Origin of the sequence: Leucobacter sp. 7(1), assembly GCF_900163635.1 — a bacterium.
Classification (GTDB): domain Bacteria; phylum Actinomycetota; class Actinomycetes; order Actinomycetales; family Microbacteriaceae; genus Leucobacter.
Genome location: NZ_FUID01000067.1, coordinates 1 through 16,979, shown reverse-complemented (window position 1 = coordinate 16,979; position 16,979 = coordinate 1). Strand labels below are relative to the sequence as shown.

Here is a 16,979-nt window from a genome sequence, read left to right as displayed (position 1 = left end):
GGTAAGTGCGTGACGGACAGCGAAACCACGAACAACGGAGCGCCTGCGGGGGACTTTGTGCAGTCGCTCGCGCGCGGGATCGCGGTGATCCGCGCGTTCGACGCGGAACACGCGGAGCTGACGCTGAGCGAGGTCGCGCGCCGTGCGGAGATCCCCGCGGCCGCGGCCCGGCGCTTTCTTCGCACCCTCGAATCGCTCGGCTATGTCCGCTCCACCGGCCGGACGTTCGCGCTCACGCCCCGTGTGCTCGAGCTCGGCTTCAGCTACCTCTCGGCGCTGTCACTCCCCGAGGTCATGCAGCCCCACCTCGAACGGCTCTCCCGTGCCCTCGACGAATCCGTGTCCGCGGCCGTGCTCGCTGACGCCGAGATCGTGTACGTCGCCCGTGTCCCCACGCGCCGGATCATGACTGTCGGGATCACCATCGGGACGCGGTTCCCCGCGTACGCGACGAGTATGGGCCGGGTGCTGCTCGCTGCCTTACCCGTGGCCGAGCGAGTGGATGCGCTTGACGCGCAGGATCTCCGGCCGCTCACCGCACACACGCTTGTCACGGCGGCGGACCTTGCCGAGGAGCTGACGCGCGTGCGCGAGCAAGGCTGGGCGATCGTGGACGGTGAGCTCGAGGCTGGACTGCGTTCCGCGGCGGTGCCGATTCGTGGCCGAGACGGGCAGGTCGTAGCCGCCATGAACGTCTCCACGAGCGCGAGTCGAGAGACGCTCGGGCGGTTGCGGGATCATCACCTGCCCCTCGCGTTGGAGGCGGCCGCCGCGATCGAGGCGGATCTGCGCCTCCTGTGAACCCACCGCAAACGGGCGGCGGCGGATCCGGCGCTGCGGGCGACCCCCACCCGTGGCGCGTGATCCTGCACCAAATTCTGCGCGCGGGCGGGAACGCCGTCCGCAGTCTGTTCGCCCTTCCGGCGGGGCCGGGGCCGCGGTATTGGATTGCTGCCCGCGCCGCACTGTCGATCGGGATCCCCCTGCTCGTGTGCACCCTGCTGGGGCGCCCCGATCTCGGTTTACAGGCCGGGGCCGGGGCCTTTGTTGCGCTCTTCGCCGCGAGCGCGGGGGCCGCGGAGCGAGCAAAGCTCCTGCCTATCGTCGGAGGTGTTCTGCTCGGGTGCGCCGGCTTGGGAGTGGCGCTGGTCCCCTCCCACCTCGCGTATTCCTTCGGGCTTGTCGGTGCCGCGATCGCGGTGAGTGCGTTCGCGATCGGGGTGCGGCTCGGCCCGCCCGGTCCCGTGTTCTTCGTGCTCGTCTATGGGCTCGCAGGCACGATCACCGCGGTCCGTGACGGAGAGCGGATCACAGATCCGGCGGTATTTCTTGCCGCGATGTGCGGCGGGCTCCTATTCTCATATGTGGTGGCGCTCGCCCCGCTGCTTCGCTCCGCGGAGCGCGCTCGCTCTGTGCGGCCGCTGCGGGAGCTGCTCCCCGGCCCGTGGTTCGGGACTCCCGAACGTGAGCTGCTGCTTCGGATCGCGATCGTGGCGGTCCTGGGCACCGCGTTGAGCCTGCTCTGGCTCGACCCGAGCCGCGCCTACTGGACGGTGGCCGCGGGAGTCGCGGTGGTGGGCCTGACCCCGGGGCGCAGCCACTCGCTCGGTCGCGGCCTGCACCGCACGGTCGGCACGCTGCTCGGGGCGCTGCTGTATCTGGTGATCGCCCCGCTCGGCGAGCACCCGCTCACTCTGGTCCTTCTGATCATGGCGCTCCAGTTCTCGATCGAGCTCGTCGTCGTACGCAACTACGCGCTCGCGCTCGTGTTCATCACGCCACTCGTGCTGTTCATTTCGAGCGCCGCGGCGGGCGGCACCGACCACTGGGCGACGGCTGGCGAGCGGGTGCTCGATACCGCCGTCGGTTCGGCCCTTGCGGTGCTCACCGTCGCGGTGCATCGCCCAACGCGGGGGAGCTGAGTGCCGGCCGATCTGACGCGGCAGTAGGTACTACTCGGGCGGGAATGTACTGAGGAGGTCGAGGCCGCGCTCGGCCCACGCGACCTCCGCCTCGGCGCGCGCGATCTTGCCTTCGTAGGCGAAGCGCTTGAACGCTGCGACGCGATCCCAGTCGGCCTCCGGTGTGACACGGAGGCGCCGCGCGAGCGTAGCGCTCGTCCGTTCCTCGATCTCACGAATTTGCCGTTGCGCGGCACCGCGCGCGGCCGTGTAGAACGCGATGTGCTCGATGAGTCGAGCTCGCGCAGATTCCTCGCTGCCCCACTCGAAATAGGCCGCGAGTAGGTGAGGCTGGTCTCGCTCGGCAACATAGCTGAGGGGTGTTGACTGCCACTCGCGGAGCGCGGCCGCACCGTGCTCGGTGAGTGCGTACTGTGTTTTGGTTGCCTGCTTCGTGCCCCACGGAACTTCGGTCGCAGCGAGGAGCCCCTCCGCTTGCAACCTGCGCAGCTCGGGGTATATCTGGGAGTCCGGCGCATGCCATACGTGCCCAACCGAGCTGCGGAAGTGCTTCACCGCGTCGTAGCCGGTGAGCGGGCCGCCCGAAATGAGGGCGAGAAGAGCGGCACGCAGACTCATGGGGACCTCCGGGCAGTCGCGGTGTTGTCTGGGCAAGGCTATCTGCTCCGTGTAATGTGTGCCATAGAACTAACTATGTTTATAGTTAGTTTGGTCCTGCACAGGGGACCGCGACCACGGACACAAGGGAGTGCACAATGCTGGATCACGACACCTCGAGCTCTGCCTCGAACATCACCTCGACCGCGAAGCTACTGACCTACCCGCTCAACGCCTGGTACGTTGCCGCGTGGGATCACGAGATCACCGCGAAGGGGATTCTTGCGCGCACCGTCGCCGGCCGCCCACTCGCGCTCTACCGCACTCAGCATGGGGTGCCTGTCGCGCTCGCCGACGCGTGCTGGCACCGCCTCGCCCCGCTGTCACAGGGGAAACTCGTCGGCAATGACGAAGTTCAGTGTCCCTACCACGGTATCCGCTACAACTCCGCGGGCCGATGTACCTCCATGCCCGCGCAGGAGACACTGAACCCCTCCGCAGTGGTCCCCTCGTTTCCAATTGTTGAGCGGTATCGCTATCTCTGGGTCTGGCTGGGAGACCCTACGCTCGCTGATCCAGCAGCGATTCCCGACATGCACCAGCTCAATTCAGAGGAGTGGGCCGGCGACGGCGAAACGATCTATGCACCGTGCAATTACCAGCTCGTGCTCGACAACCTTATGGACCTCACTCATGAAGAGTTCGTGCACTCTTCTTCTATTGGTCAGGAAGAGCTGAGCGAATCTGAGTTCCATGTCTCCCACGACGGCAACACCGTAACCGTTACCCGGTGGATGCTGGGTATCGATGCGCCCCCATTCTGGCGGAAGAACATGCGCGACAAGTTCCCAGACTTCGAGGGCAAGGTCGACCGGTGGCAGATCATCCACTACACGTTCCCCTCCACGATCTGCATCGATGTGGGCGTTGCTGAAGCGGGAACTGGTGCGCGCAAGGGGGACCGATCGCGAGGCGTGAACGGCTACGTCATGAACACGATCACCCCGGAGGGGGATCGCAGTTGTCACTACTTTTGGGCCTTCATGCGAAACTACCGGCTCGAAAGCCAACTCATCACCACGCAGTTGCGCAACGGGGTGCACAGTGTGTTCGGGGAGGACGAGGCCATGCTGAAGGCCCAGCAGGACGCGATCGACGCCAACCCAGACTACGAGTTCTACAATCTCAACATCGATGCTGGGGGCATGTGGGTACGCCGTATGCTGGAGCGAGCCCTCGACGCAGAGGGGCGCGGTGCAGCAGCGCCCTTGCTTCGCGACGCCGTGGAGAAGAGCTACCGGCTGACGTCCTCCTCGGCTCGTGAAGTCGCAGCTGCGGGGGCGTCACATGGTCGATAAGCAGCTGGCGTGGCAGACAGCTCGTGTGCTCGCGTGCACCGAAGTGGCGGACGGTATTCGGCGCATTGACCTCGCACCGGATCACCCGGTCCCCGCAAAGCCCGGCACACACGTTGACGTCGGGGTGCATCTCCCCGATGGTCGCACCGACACGCGGTCCTACTCAGTGGTCGGAGCGAGTAAGACGGGGGACCGCATTGCAATCAGCATCTACCGCACTCCCACTTCGCGGGGTGGTTCCGAGTTTATGCACGGGGTGCAGCCGGGGGACGAACTCAAGGTCACGGCACCCGTGCAGGATTTCCCGCTCCGGATCGGTGCCCCCGCATATGTGCTCGTCGCAGGCGGCGTGGGAATCACCGCGATCCGGGGGATGGCTTCTGTCCTCAAACGACTCGGTGCGAGCTATGAACTGCACTACGTCGGCACCTCTGTGGCACGGATGGCGTACCGAGAAGAGCTGCGTGCCGTCCACGGAGATCGCCTCGTGGAACACATCACCGAGGAACACGGACGCATGAGCGTCGCAGAACTGATTGTTGGTCTGCCGGCAGCTGCGGAACTCTACATGTGCGGGCCCATTCGGCTGATGGAAGAGATCCGCCGTACCTGGGAGCGGAGCGATCGTGACATCACGGCGCTCCGCTATGAGACCTTCGGCAACTCCGGCTGGTTTGAGGCCGAACCGTTTGAAGTGGTCGTGCCGCAATACAACGTGACAGTCGAGGTACAGCCCACCGAATCCATGCTCGAAGCGCTCGAGCGGGCAGGTGTGGACATGATGTTCGACTGTCGACGCGGTGAGTGCGGACTCTGCGAAGTGCGCATCGTAGAGCTTGACGGCCAGGTCGACCACCGTGACGTGTTCTACTCGGAACGCCAAAAAGCACCGAACTCCAAGATGTGTGGCTGCGTCTCCCGTGTCATCGCGGGCACGGGGAGCCGCTCCGCCGACACGGGCACGGCCCATGCAGCGGCCGACCGCCACACGGGCCGATGCGCGCGGGTGGTGGTGGAGGTGAGCTAGGTAGGGCGTGGCGCCAAACGGTTCGTGGCGTAGCTGGTGCCGAGACTCATTCCTCGGCACCAGCTCCTCCTAAACTTCTATGGAATGCAGCGGTACTTCGAGCCGTCCTTTCGGCGTGGTCGCTTCGGTGGCTCGCCCTCAACGACACCTGTGTTGAGACACGACCGCGTGCCGCTACTGTCCAAACTGCGCGCGCAGGTCGGCTTTTCGGATCTTCCCCGAGGCCGTGCGCGGGAACTCTGAGACGACAATGACGCGCTTCGGGATTTTGTAGCGGGCCAGCTTGCCGTCGAGTTCGGTGCGGATGGCTGCCGTTGTGCCGACCGAGGGGGCTGCTTCAGCGGCGAGCGTGATGATGGCCCAGGGCACCTCACCCCACTGTTTATCGACGACACCAATCACAGCGGCACCGGTGACCCCGGGAAGGCAGTTCAGGTGCTCCTCGATCTCGGCAGGGTAGATGTTTTCCCCGCCGGAAATGATCATGTCTTTCAGGCGATCAGCGATGAACAGGTACCCGTCATCGTCGAGATAGCCGAGGTCGCCGGAACGGAACCAGCCGTCGGGCGTGAACGCCTTGGCAGTATCCTCATTGCGTCCGTGGTAGCCGAGGAAGACGTTCGGGCCGCGCACCTCGATCTCGCCGACTGTGCCTCGCGGAACGATTGCGCGTGCAACCTGACCATCGCCGCTGTCCTCTGCCTCACCGGGGGCGGTATGCGTGGAGATCCGCACCTCAGTAAAGAAGTGAGGGAGGCCAACGCTGCCCTGCTTAACCCGAGTCATTGCAGGGGCCAGGCTCGTTGCGCCTGGCGAGGTTTCGGTCATGCCGTAGCCCTGAGAAAACGATAGCCCGCGTTCTTCAAAGGCCTTGAGAATGCGACTGGGTACCGCGGAGCCACCGCAAGTGAGCTTCGAGAGTGAAGAGATATCTGTGCTCGCCCAGTGCGGGTGATCAGCGAGCAACTGATAGGTTGTCGGCACCCCGCTCAGCATGGTGACGCCCTGCTGTTCGACCAGCATCAGGGCGCGGCCCGCTTCAAAGCCACGCTCGAGCACCATCGTGCCCCCCTTCAAGATCGTGGGCAGCGCGCCCATCCCGAGCGCTGCGGCGTGGAAAAGCGGAGAGATCATGAGCGCGACATCGGTCGATACGATGTCATAGTCGATGACCGAGTTGATCGCGACCCAGGTGAGATTGCCATGGCTGAGGACCGCGCCCTTTGCCTTACCAGTCGTGCCGGACGTGTAGAGAATTGCGGCGGGATCGCTGAGTTCTACCGCGCCATCCACGTGACCTCCACGGGTCGCGTCGAGCAGCGGTGTGAGCGCGGACGCCTGCGGGTGCTCGTCCGTACCGATCTGGAATCGATGCACGACCCCAATCTGATCGATGACTGGGGTGAGGACGTCGGCGAACTCAGGGCCATGGATCACCGCGCGGGTGCCTGAGTCGCGAAGCAGGTGGTCAAACTCAGGTGGAGCGAGGCGGGTGTTCACTGGAACAAAGACGGCCCCGAGCTGCGCGCACGCGAATAAGGTGAACAGAAACTCGGGGCTGTTCTCGCCAAGAAACGCGACGGAGTCCCCCTTCCTGATTCCGTGTTGCCACAGCACGCCAGAGAGCGCGTCGGTGCGATCTGCGAGTTCACGGTACGTCAGCCGCTCGTCAGCACCAAAGATCAGGGCCACCTTGTCAGGATTCTTCTGCTTGCGGGTGGTGAGCCAGGCACCGAGTCCATGGTTATGCATAGTGTCTCTTCGTTGAGGAAAACGGGCAGAGGAAAGAGCGGAGAGGCTGGGTGCCGCGACGCACCCAGCCTCCGATTACGCGTAGAAGCGATAGATGCCGCGGGCAACGAGCGCGGGTTTCGAACCGCCCTCAACTTCAATGACTTGGTCGACGACGAACTGGTATCCGCCTGGCACCTCGGTGACTTCAGCGATGATGGCGGTCATGCGGACGCGAGCGCCCACCTTCACCGGGGTAATGAAGCGAACTTTGTCGAGTCCGTAGTTCACCTTTGTAGTGACACCCTGAAGCTCAAACAACTCTGTCCAGAAATGGGTTGCGAGCGACAACGAGAGGAAACCGTGCGCGATTGCGCCACCGAACGGGCCGTTGGCTGCGCGCTCTGGGTCGACGTGGATCCACTGGTGGTCGTCGACCGCGGCGGCAAACACATTGACACGGTCCTGGGTGATCTCCAGCCACTCGGTTGCACCGAGGTCGGTGCCGGCGAGATTTAGGGCGTCCGCGTACGCGGTAGTGGTGGTCATGTTGCTCCTCAGTAGTTGGTCGATGGAAGAAATGCTGAGACGCCGGTGAGCGCGCGGCCCACTATCAGCGAGGTGACTTCGTGTGTGCCTTCGTACGAGTACACGGCTTCGGCATCGGCGAAAAAACGAGCGCTGTCGTGGGAGAGTAAGATGCCGTTGCCGCCTGCGATCTCGCGGCCGAGCGCGACAGTTTCTCGGGCATGCAACGCCGTCCACATTTTCGCGAGCGAGGAATTCTCGTCTCGGCGAATGCCTCGGTCTTGGCGGACCGAGAGCTGGGTGACGAGGCCGAGCGACGCGGTGAGATTGCCGAGCATACGGGCGAGCTTTTCCTGGACGAGCTGAAATCCGCCGATCGAGTGGCCAAACTGCTCCCGACCCCGCGTGTAGGTGAGTGCGGCGTCGAGTGCGCCAGCTTGCAGACCCGTCGCGATCCATGCCACGTCCGATCGCATCGCGCCGAGGATCCTTGCAACATCGCGCCAGGAGTTGATCTTCTGCAGCCGCGCCGACTCGGGGACGCGCACACCGGACAGGGTGATCGTGGAGTTTTGCATCGGCCGGAGGGCGATCTTCCCTCCGATCGTGTTGAGGGTGACCCCGGCTGCCTGCCTGGGCACGAGAAACGCTTTTACCTGCTTGTCCTCGATGTCACGGGCGAACACGGCGATCACATCCGCGGACACTGCGCCACCGATCCAGCGCTTCGTGCCATCGATAACCCACTCGCCGCCGGTACGGCGTGCAGTAGTAGAGAGGCCTCCCGCGATGTCGGAGCCGTGCTCCGGTTCGGTGAGTGCGAATACCCCGGCGAGTGAGAAATCGCGGATCTTAGGGTCGAGTTGTTCGGCCTGCTCGGGCGAGCCGCCGAGGAGCACGGTTGTGCGGAAGAGCCCTGATTGCGCATTGACGAGGGTTGCGACGGATACGTCGGTGCGCGCGAGTACGTAATTTCGGAAGCCGGAATAGAGTGACGAATCTGACTCTTCAGCGGTGATCCCCGCGGGGCGCATTACATTCAATGGAGCGATTGCTTGGAGTATCGCGGGCGGCATCGTTGCGGTCTCCCACGCCTCCGCAAGGAGTGGTCGGACTTCGATATCGAGCACTCCCTGTAACTCCGTGAGTGCCGCGCGGGCCGCGGAACTCAGATGAGTTTCGGCGAAGCCAAGGGGGTCGATTCCGATTGCGGTGTCAGCGATGAGGGCCGGTTTGCTGCGTGTGTTGCTCATGATTGCCGGTCTAAGCCGAGGAGCCGAACGGCGTTGTCTTTCATGATCCCGGGTAGCGCTTCGGGTTTGAGCGCCGTCTGCTCGATGTCTCGCAACCAGCGATCCGGGGTAAGGAGCGGGAAATCGGATCCGAACAGCACTCGATTCTTCAATAGGGTGCCCGCATGGCGAATCAGCTCCGGGGGGAAGTATTTCGGACTCCAGCCGGACAGGTCGATCCACGTGTTGTGCTTGTGCGTGGCGACGGAGAGAGCCTCTTCCTGCCACGGCACCGATGGATGTGCCATCACGATCTGCAGCTCGGGGAATTCCGCGGCGACTTCGTCGAGCAGGATTGGGTTCGAAAGGCCGAGGCGGAGGCCGCGGCCTCCTGGGAGGCCCGCACCGATCCCGGTCTGACCGGTGTGGAACAGTGCGACAATGCCGGCGGCTTGTAGCTCCGCGTAGAGCGGGAAGTGCCGCTCATCGCTTGGGTTGAAGCCCTGCACCGTCGGGTGGAACTTGAATCCGCGGACGCCCGATTCTTCGATGAGCCGTCGGGCGTCATCGACAGCGACCGCCCCGCGGAGCGGATCCACTGAGCCATAGGGAATGAGGACATCGTTGTGGCGGGCCGCCCCAGCAGCGATCTCCGCGCTCGGGATCGGATCTTGCCCGAGATTTGTCCGAGCGTCGACGGTGAAGACGACGGCAGCCATATTGCGTTCACGGTAGTATTCTGCGACTGCGTCGAGTTCGGGGCGCGGTCCATCGGTGCGGAAGTACGCGCTTGCCGCTTCACTGAGATCCTGTGGGAGCGAAGAGTGAGAGTGCTCACCGATCTCAATATGCACATGCGAATCGATGGCGACTATGTTGTCGAGATCGAGCCGTGGTTCGTAGCGTGTCATATTCTGGCTCACTTGAACTACGCCTGCGGGGGCTGGAGCTCTTCAGGCAGCTGCGGGAACTGCTCGCCGACTGACTGTAGGTTCGCGCCGAAGTGAGCGAGGAACCCCGCCTCGAGCGCCGCGGCGGTCCAGCCGCCCTCGGAGTACTCACTCTGAATTGCCTCCGGGTGCGACCACAGCTGAAGGCGGTCCCCACCCACGCCAATCGCCTGACCGGTGATCTCAGCGGCGGCGCCAGAGCCCAGGTACGCAATGAGCGGGGCAACATCGGCCGCGGTGCCGAAGCCCAGGCCGTGGCGGAAGAAAGCTGGCATGGGTGCCCCCTTTGCTTCTGCCTCAACTGCGGAGTGGAAGTAGGGGACCGTAGCGGTCATCGCCGTTGCCGCGACGGGGATGACTGCGTTCGCAGTGATGCCGGCCTTCTTGAGTTCCTGTGCCCAAGTGCGAACCATGCCGACTATGCCGGCCTTGGCGGCTGCGTAATTGGTCTGGCCGAAGTTGCCGCGTTGGCCCGTCGGGGATCCGATGCAGATGATGCGACCCCCCTCGCCCTGCTCGCGCATGCGGATTGCAGCCTCGCGAACACAGGTGAATGTGCCGCGCAAGTGCACGCCGATGACGGTGTCGAAGTCGTCGTCACTCATCTTCCAGAGAACGGTGTCGCGTAGGACCCCTGCATTGGTGACGAGAATGTCGAGGCGGCCGTAAGCGGCGACGGCGGTGTCGACGAGTTCACGTGCAGTCTCGCTGGAACCCACAGGGGCGACGACGGCGATAGCGGTACCGCCCTGCGCTTCGATGCTGGAGACGGCCTCAGCTGCAGTTGTGGCATCGACATCGTTGACGACGACTGATGCGCCCTGGCTGGCGAGTTCCTGTGCATAGGCGAGGCCGAGGCCGCGGCCCGATCCGGTGACGATTGCAACTTTGCCGGTGAGTGTCATGGGAACTCCTTTGTGTTGTTGCCCCAGTACATCGAGATTAATTGAAAATGTCAATCATTAGGTTCTTCAAGAATTGGGTACGATTGGCAGATGAAGGAAGTTGAGTCGACCAAGCCAGGCTATGATCGCGCCTGGGAACACCAGCCGCTCTCAAGGGATCTCAGCTTTCTCCTTGCGCGAGCTAATGCACTCTCGCTCGCCGCGGGAAACGCTGCTCTGCGCAACTATGGTCTTCGGGTGCGCTCCTACCCCGTACTGGCTCTCGTCTGTGACGACCTGCGGCCCACGCAGCGCGAGCTCGCGGACTTCCTCAGGCTGGATCCCAGCCAAATCGTCGCGCTGATCGACGACCTCGAGGGGCGCGGCCTTGTCGAGCGCCAGCAGGATCCGCGCGACCGGCGTTCCAAGGTGCTTGTCCCCACTCCTGAGGGGCGTCTTGTGTATGCCGCCGCCCACGCTGCCGTGCAGAGTGAGCCCGCAGGGTCGTTCGCGGAGCTCAGTGCCCATGAGCGCGACACCCTTACGGAGCTGCTGCGCAGACTGGCCTTCGGTGACGACTGAGCGGGAAGTCGTAGCGCCGCTTCAGCGAGGAATCTCGAGGTGGAGACGCGGCAATGCATCCAAATGGTTGCGCTCGTGCAGAATTCACGAATTCATGACGCTCGTGCAGAATATTTGACATAACTCGACTTGTCCCGCACGATGGGGGAGATCGATCCGCGACTGCGGGTGTCAATGATGACGCAAGAGAGGTCTGTTCAATGAAGAAGAGAATCGCGTTCCTGGGAGCTCTGGCTGCCGCAACCCTCGCGCTGGTTGGCTGCTCCGACTCGGGCGCACCGAGTGCTGAAAAGGCCCCGTCGGCCGAGACCCCCGGTGCAAGTGAGATGCGTGACGTGCGCGTTGCCGCTCTGCCCATCAGCGACTCCATCGCAGTCTGGGTGGGAATCGATGAGGGTATTTTTGAAAAGCACGGCCTGAACGTGGAGATTCAGCCCGCACAGGGAGGTGCACAGGCGATCCCCGCGCTCTTGAGCGGTGATATTCAGTTCGCCATTGGTCAGCCGTTCGGCCCTTTCCGGGCGGGCTTGCAGGACTTGGGCATCACTGTGTTTAGCAACTTCTCGAGCAGCCAACCAAGCGGTGACGACGTGAATGGTGTCGTTGCGCTGGGTGACTCCGGGATCACCCGTCCCGCGGATCTCGCAGGCAAGAAGGTTGCGGTGAACAGCCTCGGCGCTGCCGGAGACCTGACCATCATGGCGGCAGTGGATGCGGACGGTGGGGACGCGAAGAGTATCGAGTTCGTGGAAGTCGCGTTCCCTGACGCGGCCGCACAGCTCGAAGCGGGCAACATCGACGCGGCGTGGGTCCCGGATCCCTTCCAGAAGCAGATCGCTGCCGAGGGCACTCTCGTGATGCACCCATACCAGCAGGTGTTGCCCGGACTGACCGTGCTCACCAACTTCACGACCAATGAGCTCATCGAGAAGGACCCCCAGCTCGTGAAGGACTACGCGGCCGCAATGGCTGAAGCGCTCGAATTCACGAACGAGCATGACGACGTGACCCGTGCGGCGATCTCGGAACACCTGAAGATTCCTGCCGAGGTTGCGGTGGGACTCACTCTGCCGAACTACGACGCCAAACTCGACATCGATCAAATCGGCGAGCTGGCAGATCTCGCGGTGAAGTACGGCGTCCTCGACAAGCGACCGGATATCGACGCAATCTTCACGCAGTACTAGATCGAGCACATCGCAGATCGAGTGCCGCGCGCAGAGCGCGGTACGCCGGCTGCGTTGCGCCACCTTTGCGCAGCGCAGCCGCATCACACCATCTGAAAGGGAGATATGGCTCTCGTCTCAGCTACGTCGCCAGGGCCGCGCGGCGCGCGCGCTCGGCAAGCTACACGCAAAGTGGCGCTCGGCCTCGTCGGGGTTGTCGGGTTTCTCGCGACGTGGCAGCTGTTGCCCACACTCGGTTTCGTCAATCCCTCACATTTTCCGAGCGCCATCCACACCCTGTCGCGCTTGGGTGCTGAAGCGCTCGATCTGGAGTTCTGGAGGAACGTCGGGCGCACCCTCACTGCATGGGGAATCGGTCTCCTGATCTCGACGGTGCTCGCGCTGATTCTCGGCACAGCTATCGGCATGGTGCCGTTCTTGCGGCGGGCCACCCACACCATGGTCGAGTTCCTTCGTCCGATCCCCTCCGTCGCCTTGATCCCGCTCGCTGTGCTGAGCTTCGGAATGCGGTTGGAGGCGGCCCTCGTCATCATTGTCTTCGCGAGCTTTTGGCAGGTCTTTGTTCAAGTGCTGTACGGCGTCGCCGATATCGACGTGGTCGCCCGCGACACCGCGCGGAGCTTCTCTCTCACACCCACCCAGGTGCTTGGCAGTGTGATTCTGCCAACTGCGTTGCCCTACCTGATGACCGGACTCCGACTCGCCGCCTCCGTTGCACTGGTGCTCGCGGTGACGGCGGAAATGACGATCAGCAATCCAGGTCTGGGCAACCGGCTCATGCTCGACTACAGCAACGGTGATCAAGAGGGTGTCTTCGCGATTGTGATCGCCACTGGCCTCATTGGGTTGCTCGTGAATCTCATCTTCGGTGTCGTAGAGCGGCGAGCTCTCTTTTGGCACCAGTCAGTACGTGGGGAGGATCCCGCATGACGCTTTACACCAGCACCGTCGTCGTGCCGCAAAAGAAATCGCGGATCTGGGCGAAACTGAGGGAAAACGTACTCTACGCCATCGGTCTCCCGTTGCTCCTGCTCCTTGTCTGGGGCATCTGGGGGACGATTTCCCCAGGTCGATTCTTCCCGGGTCCAGGTGTGATCGCGGATGCGTTTGTGCGCACCTGGATCGGACCGGCATTCGTCGTGGACGTGCTGCCCAGTCTCGGCAGGCTGGCACTCGGCATTCTTCTCTCGGTGGTAATTGGAATCGCGGCCGGTGCCGTAATCGGCCGGGTTCGGTGGCTGCGGGACCTCTTGACACCCGTGCTCGAATTCTTCCGTGCGATCCCTCCGCCCGCACTGATCCCGATCGTGGCGGTCATGATTGGCGCAACTGACTCGATGAAGGTCGTCGTGATCGTAGCTGGATCGATTTGGCCGGTGCTGCTCAACACGATCGACGGGGTGAAATCGGTTGATTCGGTGATGCAGGAGACTTCGCGATCCTTCTCGCTGACACGGTATGAGCGGGTGCGGTACTTGATCCTTCCCGCTGCGAGCCCGCGCATCATGGCGGGGGTGCGACAGACGCTATCGATCGCGCTGATCTTGCTGGTTATCTCCGAAATGTTCTACTCATCTTCGGGGCTTGGCTACCAGATCGTGTTCTTCCAGCGGAACTATCTCATCGCAGAAATGTGGAGCGGCATCGTGCTCCTTGGACTCATTGGCGTATTACTCGCCGCAATCTTTGGTGTGGTTGAGCGCAGCGTGCTGCGCTGGTACCACGGAACTCGGGAGGTGGAGCGTGCCTGAAACGCTGCTCACAGTTGAAAATCTACGCAAGGTCTACGAATCGTCGACTGGCAGCGTGGAAGCAATCGGCGACATTAGCTTCAGTATGAAGCGGGGAGAACTGGTGTGTATTGTCGGCCCCTCGGGATGCGGCAAAACAACATTGCTCAAATGCATCTCGGGACTATTGCGTCCCACAAGCGGCACAGTAGCGATCGACGGGCAAGCTGTGACCGGGCCACCCGCGAACATGGCGCTTGTTTTTCAAGAGTACGGCCGGAGTCTCTACCCGTGGCTGACGGTGCGCGGCAACGTTGAGTTGCCGCTGAAGCACCGCATGCTCAGTGCGGCTGAACGCACGCGACTCGTCGAAGATGCCCTGGTCGCAGTAGGGCTCGAACACGCAGATACGAAGTACCCCTGGCAGCTTTCGGGTGGCATGCAGCAGCGCGTGGCGATCGCTCGCGCTGTGGCTTACCAACCCGAAGTGCTCATTATGGACGAGCCGTTCGCCGCGGTTGATGCGCAGACTCGTGCAGACCTTGAGGACCTTGTCCGCTCGCTGCATCTCGAGCGCGGAATGTCAATCCTCTTCGTGACGCACGATATCGATGAATCCGTTTACTTGGGGGAGCGTGTTGTGGTGCTCTCGAAGTCGCCAACCTGGGTGCAGGGGGACCTGGAGATCGATCTGGCTCCTGACCGGGATCAGATCACCACTCGCGCGTTGCCGCGATTCACCGAATTGCGCACCCACGTGTATGAGCAGATCCAGCGCGCGAAGCGCGGCGAGGCCGTTCGGCCGGGTGCGTGAGATATAACCAGAGTATGTCTGCAGTGGCGGAAGTCTCGGATTTTGGTGTGGAGGGTGATGCTCGACATGCCCACCCTCGGATCCTCGTGCTCTCACTTCTGGGGGAGCTTCGCCGACACGGCTATGCGGGACCGTTCCGAGCGGTGACGCTCATTCAAGTGATGGAAGGTGCAGGAGTGTCCGCGTCCGCAGCGCGGGCCGCACTCGACCGCTTTGCAGTGCGTGGCCTGTTACGGCGTGAACGAGCCGGCCGCGGGGTAACGTACGGGGTCACTGAACTCGCGAAAGAAACGCTCGATGAGGCGGCTTCACGGGTGCACGCCCAGCAGCCGTTCGCGCGACACGGGGAAGGGTGGACACTCGTGACCTTCTCCGTGCCCGAGGGGAAGCGTGGCCTGCGGCATCAGCTTCGCTCGGCGCTCACATGGGCAGGATTTGCGGCACTGCGGGACGGGCTGTGGATTGGGCCCGGGCAGCAGGATCCCGAGCTCTCACTCCACCGACTCCGGGAAGACCTGCAGGATGCTGAGGTGGTTGCATTTCACGCGCAAGATCTCAGCTGTTTCCCCATGGCAGATCGTGTAAGTGCGGCGTGGGATATCGACGCGATCCGCGCGGAGCACGAATGGTTCCTACGCCGGTGGGACTGGGGTGCGGCAGTGCAGATAGATGTGCCGCCGCTCTCGCAGCTCACTCAACTTGTCGCCGATTGGCTAACCCTCTTGCGGCGCGATCCCGGCTTGGGGCCCGAATATCTGGGGGCGGACTGGCCGGCGCAGCGTTCGGCTGAGGTGTATTGGGCACGTCGGAACGAGCTCGAAGCCAAGGCCGGTGTGGAGGCCGCAGGGCTCTTGGCTGGGTCCGCGCCGGTGTGATGTTCGCGCATACCCACGGAATCGGGAGACGTTGAGCCTAGTGCCCAAACTCCTCGGGGTCGTGGTGAAGCGGGGCACCCACGTCGAGTGCGCTGATCGCGGCCATCTCGGCCTCGCTCAGCGTGAAGTTGAAGATGTCGAGGTTCTCGCGCTGGCGCGCCGGGTTCGCCGATTTCGGTGCCGCCGCGATGCCCTGCTGCACGTGCCAACGGAGCACGACCTGTGCGGCAGTTTTCCCGTGCGCGGCCGCAGCGCCGGCGATCGCGGGATCGGCGAGGAACGCGCCCGCGCGGCCGAGCGGCGTGTACGCCGTCGTGGCGATTCCGAGTTCGTGGTGCACGCGCAACAGATCCGCACGCCCGTGCTCGGGGTCGAGCTGGATCTGGTTGACCTCCGGGAGGAATCCGGCATCCATCACCCGAGCGAGGTGAGGCTGCGTGAAGTTTGAGACGCCAAACGCGCGGATCCGGCCCTCCTCGCGGAGTGCCGCGAGGCCGCGCACCGCGTCGACGTAGCGGTCCTGATCCGGGTTGGGCCAGTGCACGAGGAGCAGGTCGAGCTGCTCGACGCCGAGCCGCTGGAGGCTCGCATCGCAGGCGGCCCGCGCGCCGTCGACGCTGTGGTGGCTTCGGTTGAACTTGGTCGTCACAAAGACCTCGTCCCGCGGGATCCCGGAGCGGCGCAGTCCCTCGCCGACGCCGCGCTCGTTGCCGTAGTTTTCGGCCGTATCGATGTGGCGGTATCCGCTGCGGAGCGCTGAATCGACGGCGTCGGCAGTCTCCGCATCGTTCATGGGCCAGGTGCCGAGCGCGAGTACCGGCATGTGGGCGCCGCCCGCGAGAGCGATGGTGGGGGAGAGAGAAGTCATGGGATCCTTCGCATTCGAGGGGAACGGGGGCCTCCCGGTAGACTACGCCGGTGCCCGGACGGGCGCTGAATGGATACGGCGGGGAGTGTGGCAGTGCGGGTGCGGGATGTGTTGTGGCCCGGTCAGCCGAGGCTGCCGTGGCGGCGGCTGCTGCCCGCGGTGATCGGTATCGCGCTGTTGGTCGGGCTGCTGGGGCTCATCGGGCGCGCTGACGATCACATCGCCCTCTTCCTCGGGTTCGCGCCGAGTTGCCTGCTCGTGTTCTTGCTCCCGGAGGCACCGGTGTCGCAGCCGACGGCCGTGATCGGCGGCTGCGTGACCTCGGCGTTTGTCGGGGTGGTGGCCGCGTACATCCTGCCGTTTACGTGGTGGACGGCCGCACTGACCGCCGCAGTAGCGACCCTTGCGATGGCGCTCTTGCGGATCATCCACCCGCCGGCCGTAGCGATGGCTGTGATCGCGCTTTCGGAGTCCGCGGACTGGTGGTTTGTGCTGCAGCCCGCTCTCCTCGCCTCCGGCGTGATCGTCGTGGCCGCGCTTGTGTGGCATCGGGTGACCGGGGTGCGCTACCCGGTGCCGGGCCTCCAGGGCACCGGCCGCGTGCAACACCACCCGCCCGAGGACTGAGTCGCCTGTCTCTTATCACACAACCAACTTGACGCTGCCGACGATACTCCTTGTGTAGATCTCGGTG

The 16,979-nt window shown here is 63.7% G+C and carries 18 protein-coding genes; 11 read left to right on the top strand and 7 right to left on the bottom strand.

Annotation, left to right across the window (positions count from 1 at the left end; genetic code table 11):
- Positions 1-9: 9 nt before the first annotated feature.
- On the top strand, positions 10-801 hold the full coding sequence (locus tag FM113_RS12885) for an IclR family transcriptional regulator C-terminal domain-containing protein (RefSeq protein ID WP_087015223.1): 792 nt from the start codon (positions 10-12) through the stop codon (positions 799-801).
- Positions 798-1,922 carry an FUSC family protein gene (locus tag FM113_RS12880; protein ID WP_254909002.1) on the top strand — a complete coding sequence of 375 codons (1,125 nt, stop codon included), beginning with the start codon at positions 798-800 and terminating at the stop codon, positions 1,920-1,922. The genes FM113_RS12885 and FM113_RS12880 overlap by 4 nt, the downstream gene beginning before the upstream one ends.
- Positions 1,923-1,952: 30 nt before the next feature.
- Here FM113_RS12880 and FM113_RS12875 read toward each other — a convergent pair whose 3' ends face one another.
- A complete protein-coding gene (locus FM113_RS12875) occupies positions 1,953-2,540 on the bottom strand; it encodes a PadR family transcriptional regulator (protein WP_087015222.1) in 588 nt (195 codons plus the stop codon).
- Positions 2,541-2,677: 137 nt separating this feature from the next.
- Between FM113_RS12875 and FM113_RS12870 the strand changes: the two genes are divergently transcribed.
- Together FM113_RS12870 and FM113_RS12865 are read left to right on the top strand one after the other, a co-directional pair.
- Positions 2,678-3,877, top strand: coding sequence for an aromatic ring-hydroxylating dioxygenase subunit alpha (locus tag FM113_RS12870; protein WP_087015221.1), 1,200 nt, complete (start codon positions 2,678-2,680; stop codon positions 3,875-3,877).
- A complete protein-coding gene (locus FM113_RS12865; RefSeq protein WP_087015220.1) occupies positions 3,867-4,904 on the top strand; it encodes a PDR/VanB family oxidoreductase in 1,038 nt (345 codons plus the stop codon). Before FM113_RS12870 ends, FM113_RS12865 begins: the two co-directional genes overlap by 11 nt.
- Before the next feature lie 174 nt (positions 4,905-5,078).
- Here the strand turns inward: FM113_RS12865 and FM113_RS12860 are convergent, their stop codons facing one another.
- The 5 genes from FM113_RS12860 to FM113_RS12840 form a co-directional block, all read right to left on the bottom strand.
- Positions 5,079-6,656 carry a long-chain fatty acid--CoA ligase gene (locus tag FM113_RS12860; RefSeq protein WP_087015219.1) on the bottom strand — a complete coding sequence of 526 codons (1,578 nt, stop codon included), beginning with the start codon at positions 6,654-6,656 and terminating at the stop codon, positions 5,079-5,081.
- A gap of 75 nt (positions 6,657-6,731) precedes the next feature.
- Positions 6,732-7,184, bottom strand: a complete 453-nt coding sequence (locus tag FM113_RS12855; protein ID WP_087015218.1) for a MaoC family dehydratase — start codon at positions 7,182-7,184, stop codon at positions 6,732-6,734.
- Between the two features lie 8 nt (positions 7,185-7,192).
- On the bottom strand, positions 7,193-8,416 hold the full coding sequence (locus FM113_RS12850; RefSeq protein ID WP_087015217.1) for an acyl-CoA dehydrogenase family protein: 1,224 nt from the start codon (positions 8,414-8,416) through the stop codon (positions 7,193-7,195).
- On the bottom strand, positions 8,413-9,306 hold the full coding sequence (locus FM113_RS12845) for an amidohydrolase family protein (protein ID WP_087015216.1): 894 nt from the start codon (positions 9,304-9,306) through the stop codon (positions 8,413-8,415). Before FM113_RS12845 ends, FM113_RS12850 begins: the two co-directional genes overlap by 4 nt.
- Before the next feature lie 17 nt (positions 9,307-9,323).
- The gene (locus FM113_RS12840) at positions 9,324-10,250 is read right to left on the bottom strand and encodes an SDR family NAD(P)-dependent oxidoreductase (RefSeq protein WP_087015215.1); all 927 of its coding nucleotides are present in this window, start codon (positions 10,248-10,250) and stop codon (positions 9,324-9,326) included.
- A gap of 90 nt (positions 10,251-10,340) precedes the next feature.
- Between FM113_RS12840 and FM113_RS12835 the strand changes: the two genes are divergently transcribed.
- The 6 genes from FM113_RS12835 to FM113_RS12810 all read left to right on the top strand — a co-directional run bounded on the left by FM113_RS12835 (position 10,341) and on the right by FM113_RS12810 (position 15,417).
- Positions 10,341-10,811: a MarR family winged helix-turn-helix transcriptional regulator gene (locus tag FM113_RS12835; protein ID WP_087015214.1), complete on the top strand. Its 471-nt coding sequence runs from the start codon at positions 10,341-10,343 to the stop codon at positions 10,809-10,811.
- Between the two features lie 200 nt (positions 10,812-11,011).
- Positions 11,012-11,998, top strand: a complete 987-nt coding sequence (locus FM113_RS12830) for an ABC transporter substrate-binding protein (RefSeq protein ID WP_087015213.1) — start codon at positions 11,012-11,014, stop codon at positions 11,996-11,998.
- Between the two features lie 105 nt (positions 11,999-12,103).
- Positions 12,104-12,928, top strand: a complete 825-nt coding sequence (locus FM113_RS12825; protein WP_087015212.1) for an ABC transporter permease — start codon at positions 12,104-12,106, stop codon at positions 12,926-12,928.
- Positions 12,925-13,749 carry an ABC transporter permease gene (locus FM113_RS12820; protein ID WP_087015211.1) on the top strand — a complete coding sequence of 275 codons (825 nt, stop codon included), beginning with the start codon at positions 12,925-12,927 and terminating at the stop codon, positions 13,747-13,749. Before FM113_RS12825 ends, FM113_RS12820 begins: the two co-directional genes overlap by 4 nt.
- Positions 13,742-14,542 (top strand): ABC transporter ATP-binding protein, encoded by an 801-nt coding sequence (locus tag FM113_RS12815; protein WP_087015210.1) that lies wholly within the window; start codon positions 13,742-13,744, stop codon positions 14,540-14,542. The genes FM113_RS12820 and FM113_RS12815 overlap by 8 nt, the downstream gene beginning before the upstream one ends.
- Positions 14,543-14,556: 14 nt before the next feature.
- Entirely contained in the window at positions 14,557-15,417 is an 861-nt protein-coding gene (locus tag FM113_RS12810) for a PaaX family transcriptional regulator C-terminal domain-containing protein (protein WP_087015209.1), read from the top strand.
- Between the two features lie 37 nt (positions 15,418-15,454).
- Here the strand turns inward: FM113_RS12810 and FM113_RS12805 are convergent, their stop codons facing one another.
- Positions 15,455-16,285 carry an aldo/keto reductase gene (locus FM113_RS12805; RefSeq protein WP_087015208.1) on the bottom strand — a complete coding sequence of 277 codons (831 nt, stop codon included), beginning with the start codon at positions 16,283-16,285 and terminating at the stop codon, positions 15,455-15,457.
- Positions 16,286-16,372: 87 nt separating this feature from the next.
- Here FM113_RS12805 and FM113_RS12800 point away from each other — a divergent pair, with 87 nt between their 5' ends.
- Positions 16,373-16,912, top strand: a complete 540-nt coding sequence (locus FM113_RS12800) for an HPP family protein (RefSeq protein ID WP_176387223.1) — start codon at positions 16,373-16,375, stop codon at positions 16,910-16,912.
- Positions 16,913-16,979 lie beyond the last annotated feature (67 nt).

What these genes read in the sequence shown, in the direction of transcription:
- FM113_RS12855 (WP_087015218.1), bottom strand. Translation starts at nt 7,184, where the DNA reads ATGACCACCACTACCGCGTACGCGGACGCCCTAAATCTCGCCGGCACC.
- FM113_RS12810 (WP_087015209.1), top strand. Translation starts at nt 14,557, where the DNA reads ATGTCTGCAGTGGCGGAAGTCTCGGATTTTGGTGTGGAGGGTGATGCT.
- FM113_RS12875 (WP_087015222.1), bottom strand. Translation starts at nt 2,540, where the DNA reads ATGAGTCTGCGTGCCGCTCTTCTCGCCCTCATTTCGGGCGGCCCGCTC.
- FM113_RS12850 (WP_087015217.1), bottom strand. Translation starts at nt 8,416, where the DNA reads ATGAGCAACACACGCAGCAAACCGGCCCTCATCGCTGACACCGCAATC.
- FM113_RS12840 (WP_087015215.1), bottom strand. Translation starts at nt 10,250, where the DNA reads ATGACACTCACCGGCAAAGTTGCAATCGTCACCGGATCGGGCCGCGGC.
- FM113_RS12845 (WP_087015216.1), bottom strand. Translation starts at nt 9,306, where the DNA reads ATGACACGCTACGAACCACGGCTCGATCTCGACAACATAGTCGCCATC.
- FM113_RS12870 (WP_087015221.1), top strand. Translation starts at nt 2,678, where the DNA reads ATGCTGGATCACGACACCTCGAGCTCTGCCTCGAACATCACCTCGACC.
- FM113_RS12825 (WP_087015212.1), top strand. Translation starts at nt 12,104, where the DNA reads ATGGCTCTCGTCTCAGCTACGTCGCCAGGGCCGCGCGGCGCGCGCGCT.
- FM113_RS12820 (WP_087015211.1), top strand. Translation starts at nt 12,925, where the DNA reads ATGACGCTTTACACCAGCACCGTCGTCGTGCCGCAAAAGAAATCGCGG.
- FM113_RS12805 (WP_087015208.1), bottom strand. Translation starts at nt 16,285, where the DNA reads ATGACTTCTCTCTCCCCCACCATCGCTCTCGCGGGCGGCGCCCACATG.
- FM113_RS12835 (WP_087015214.1), top strand. Translation starts at nt 10,341, where the DNA reads ATGAAGGAAGTTGAGTCGACCAAGCCAGGCTATGATCGCGCCTGGGAA.
- FM113_RS12865 (WP_087015220.1), top strand. Translation starts at nt 3,867, where the DNA reads ATGGTCGATAAGCAGCTGGCGTGGCAGACAGCTCGTGTGCTCGCGTGC.
- FM113_RS12860 (WP_087015219.1), bottom strand. Translation starts at nt 6,656, where the DNA reads ATGCATAACCATGGACTCGGTGCCTGGCTCACCACCCGCAAGCAGAAG.
- FM113_RS12830 (WP_087015213.1), top strand. Translation starts at nt 11,012, where the DNA reads ATGAAGAAGAGAATCGCGTTCCTGGGAGCTCTGGCTGCCGCAACCCTC.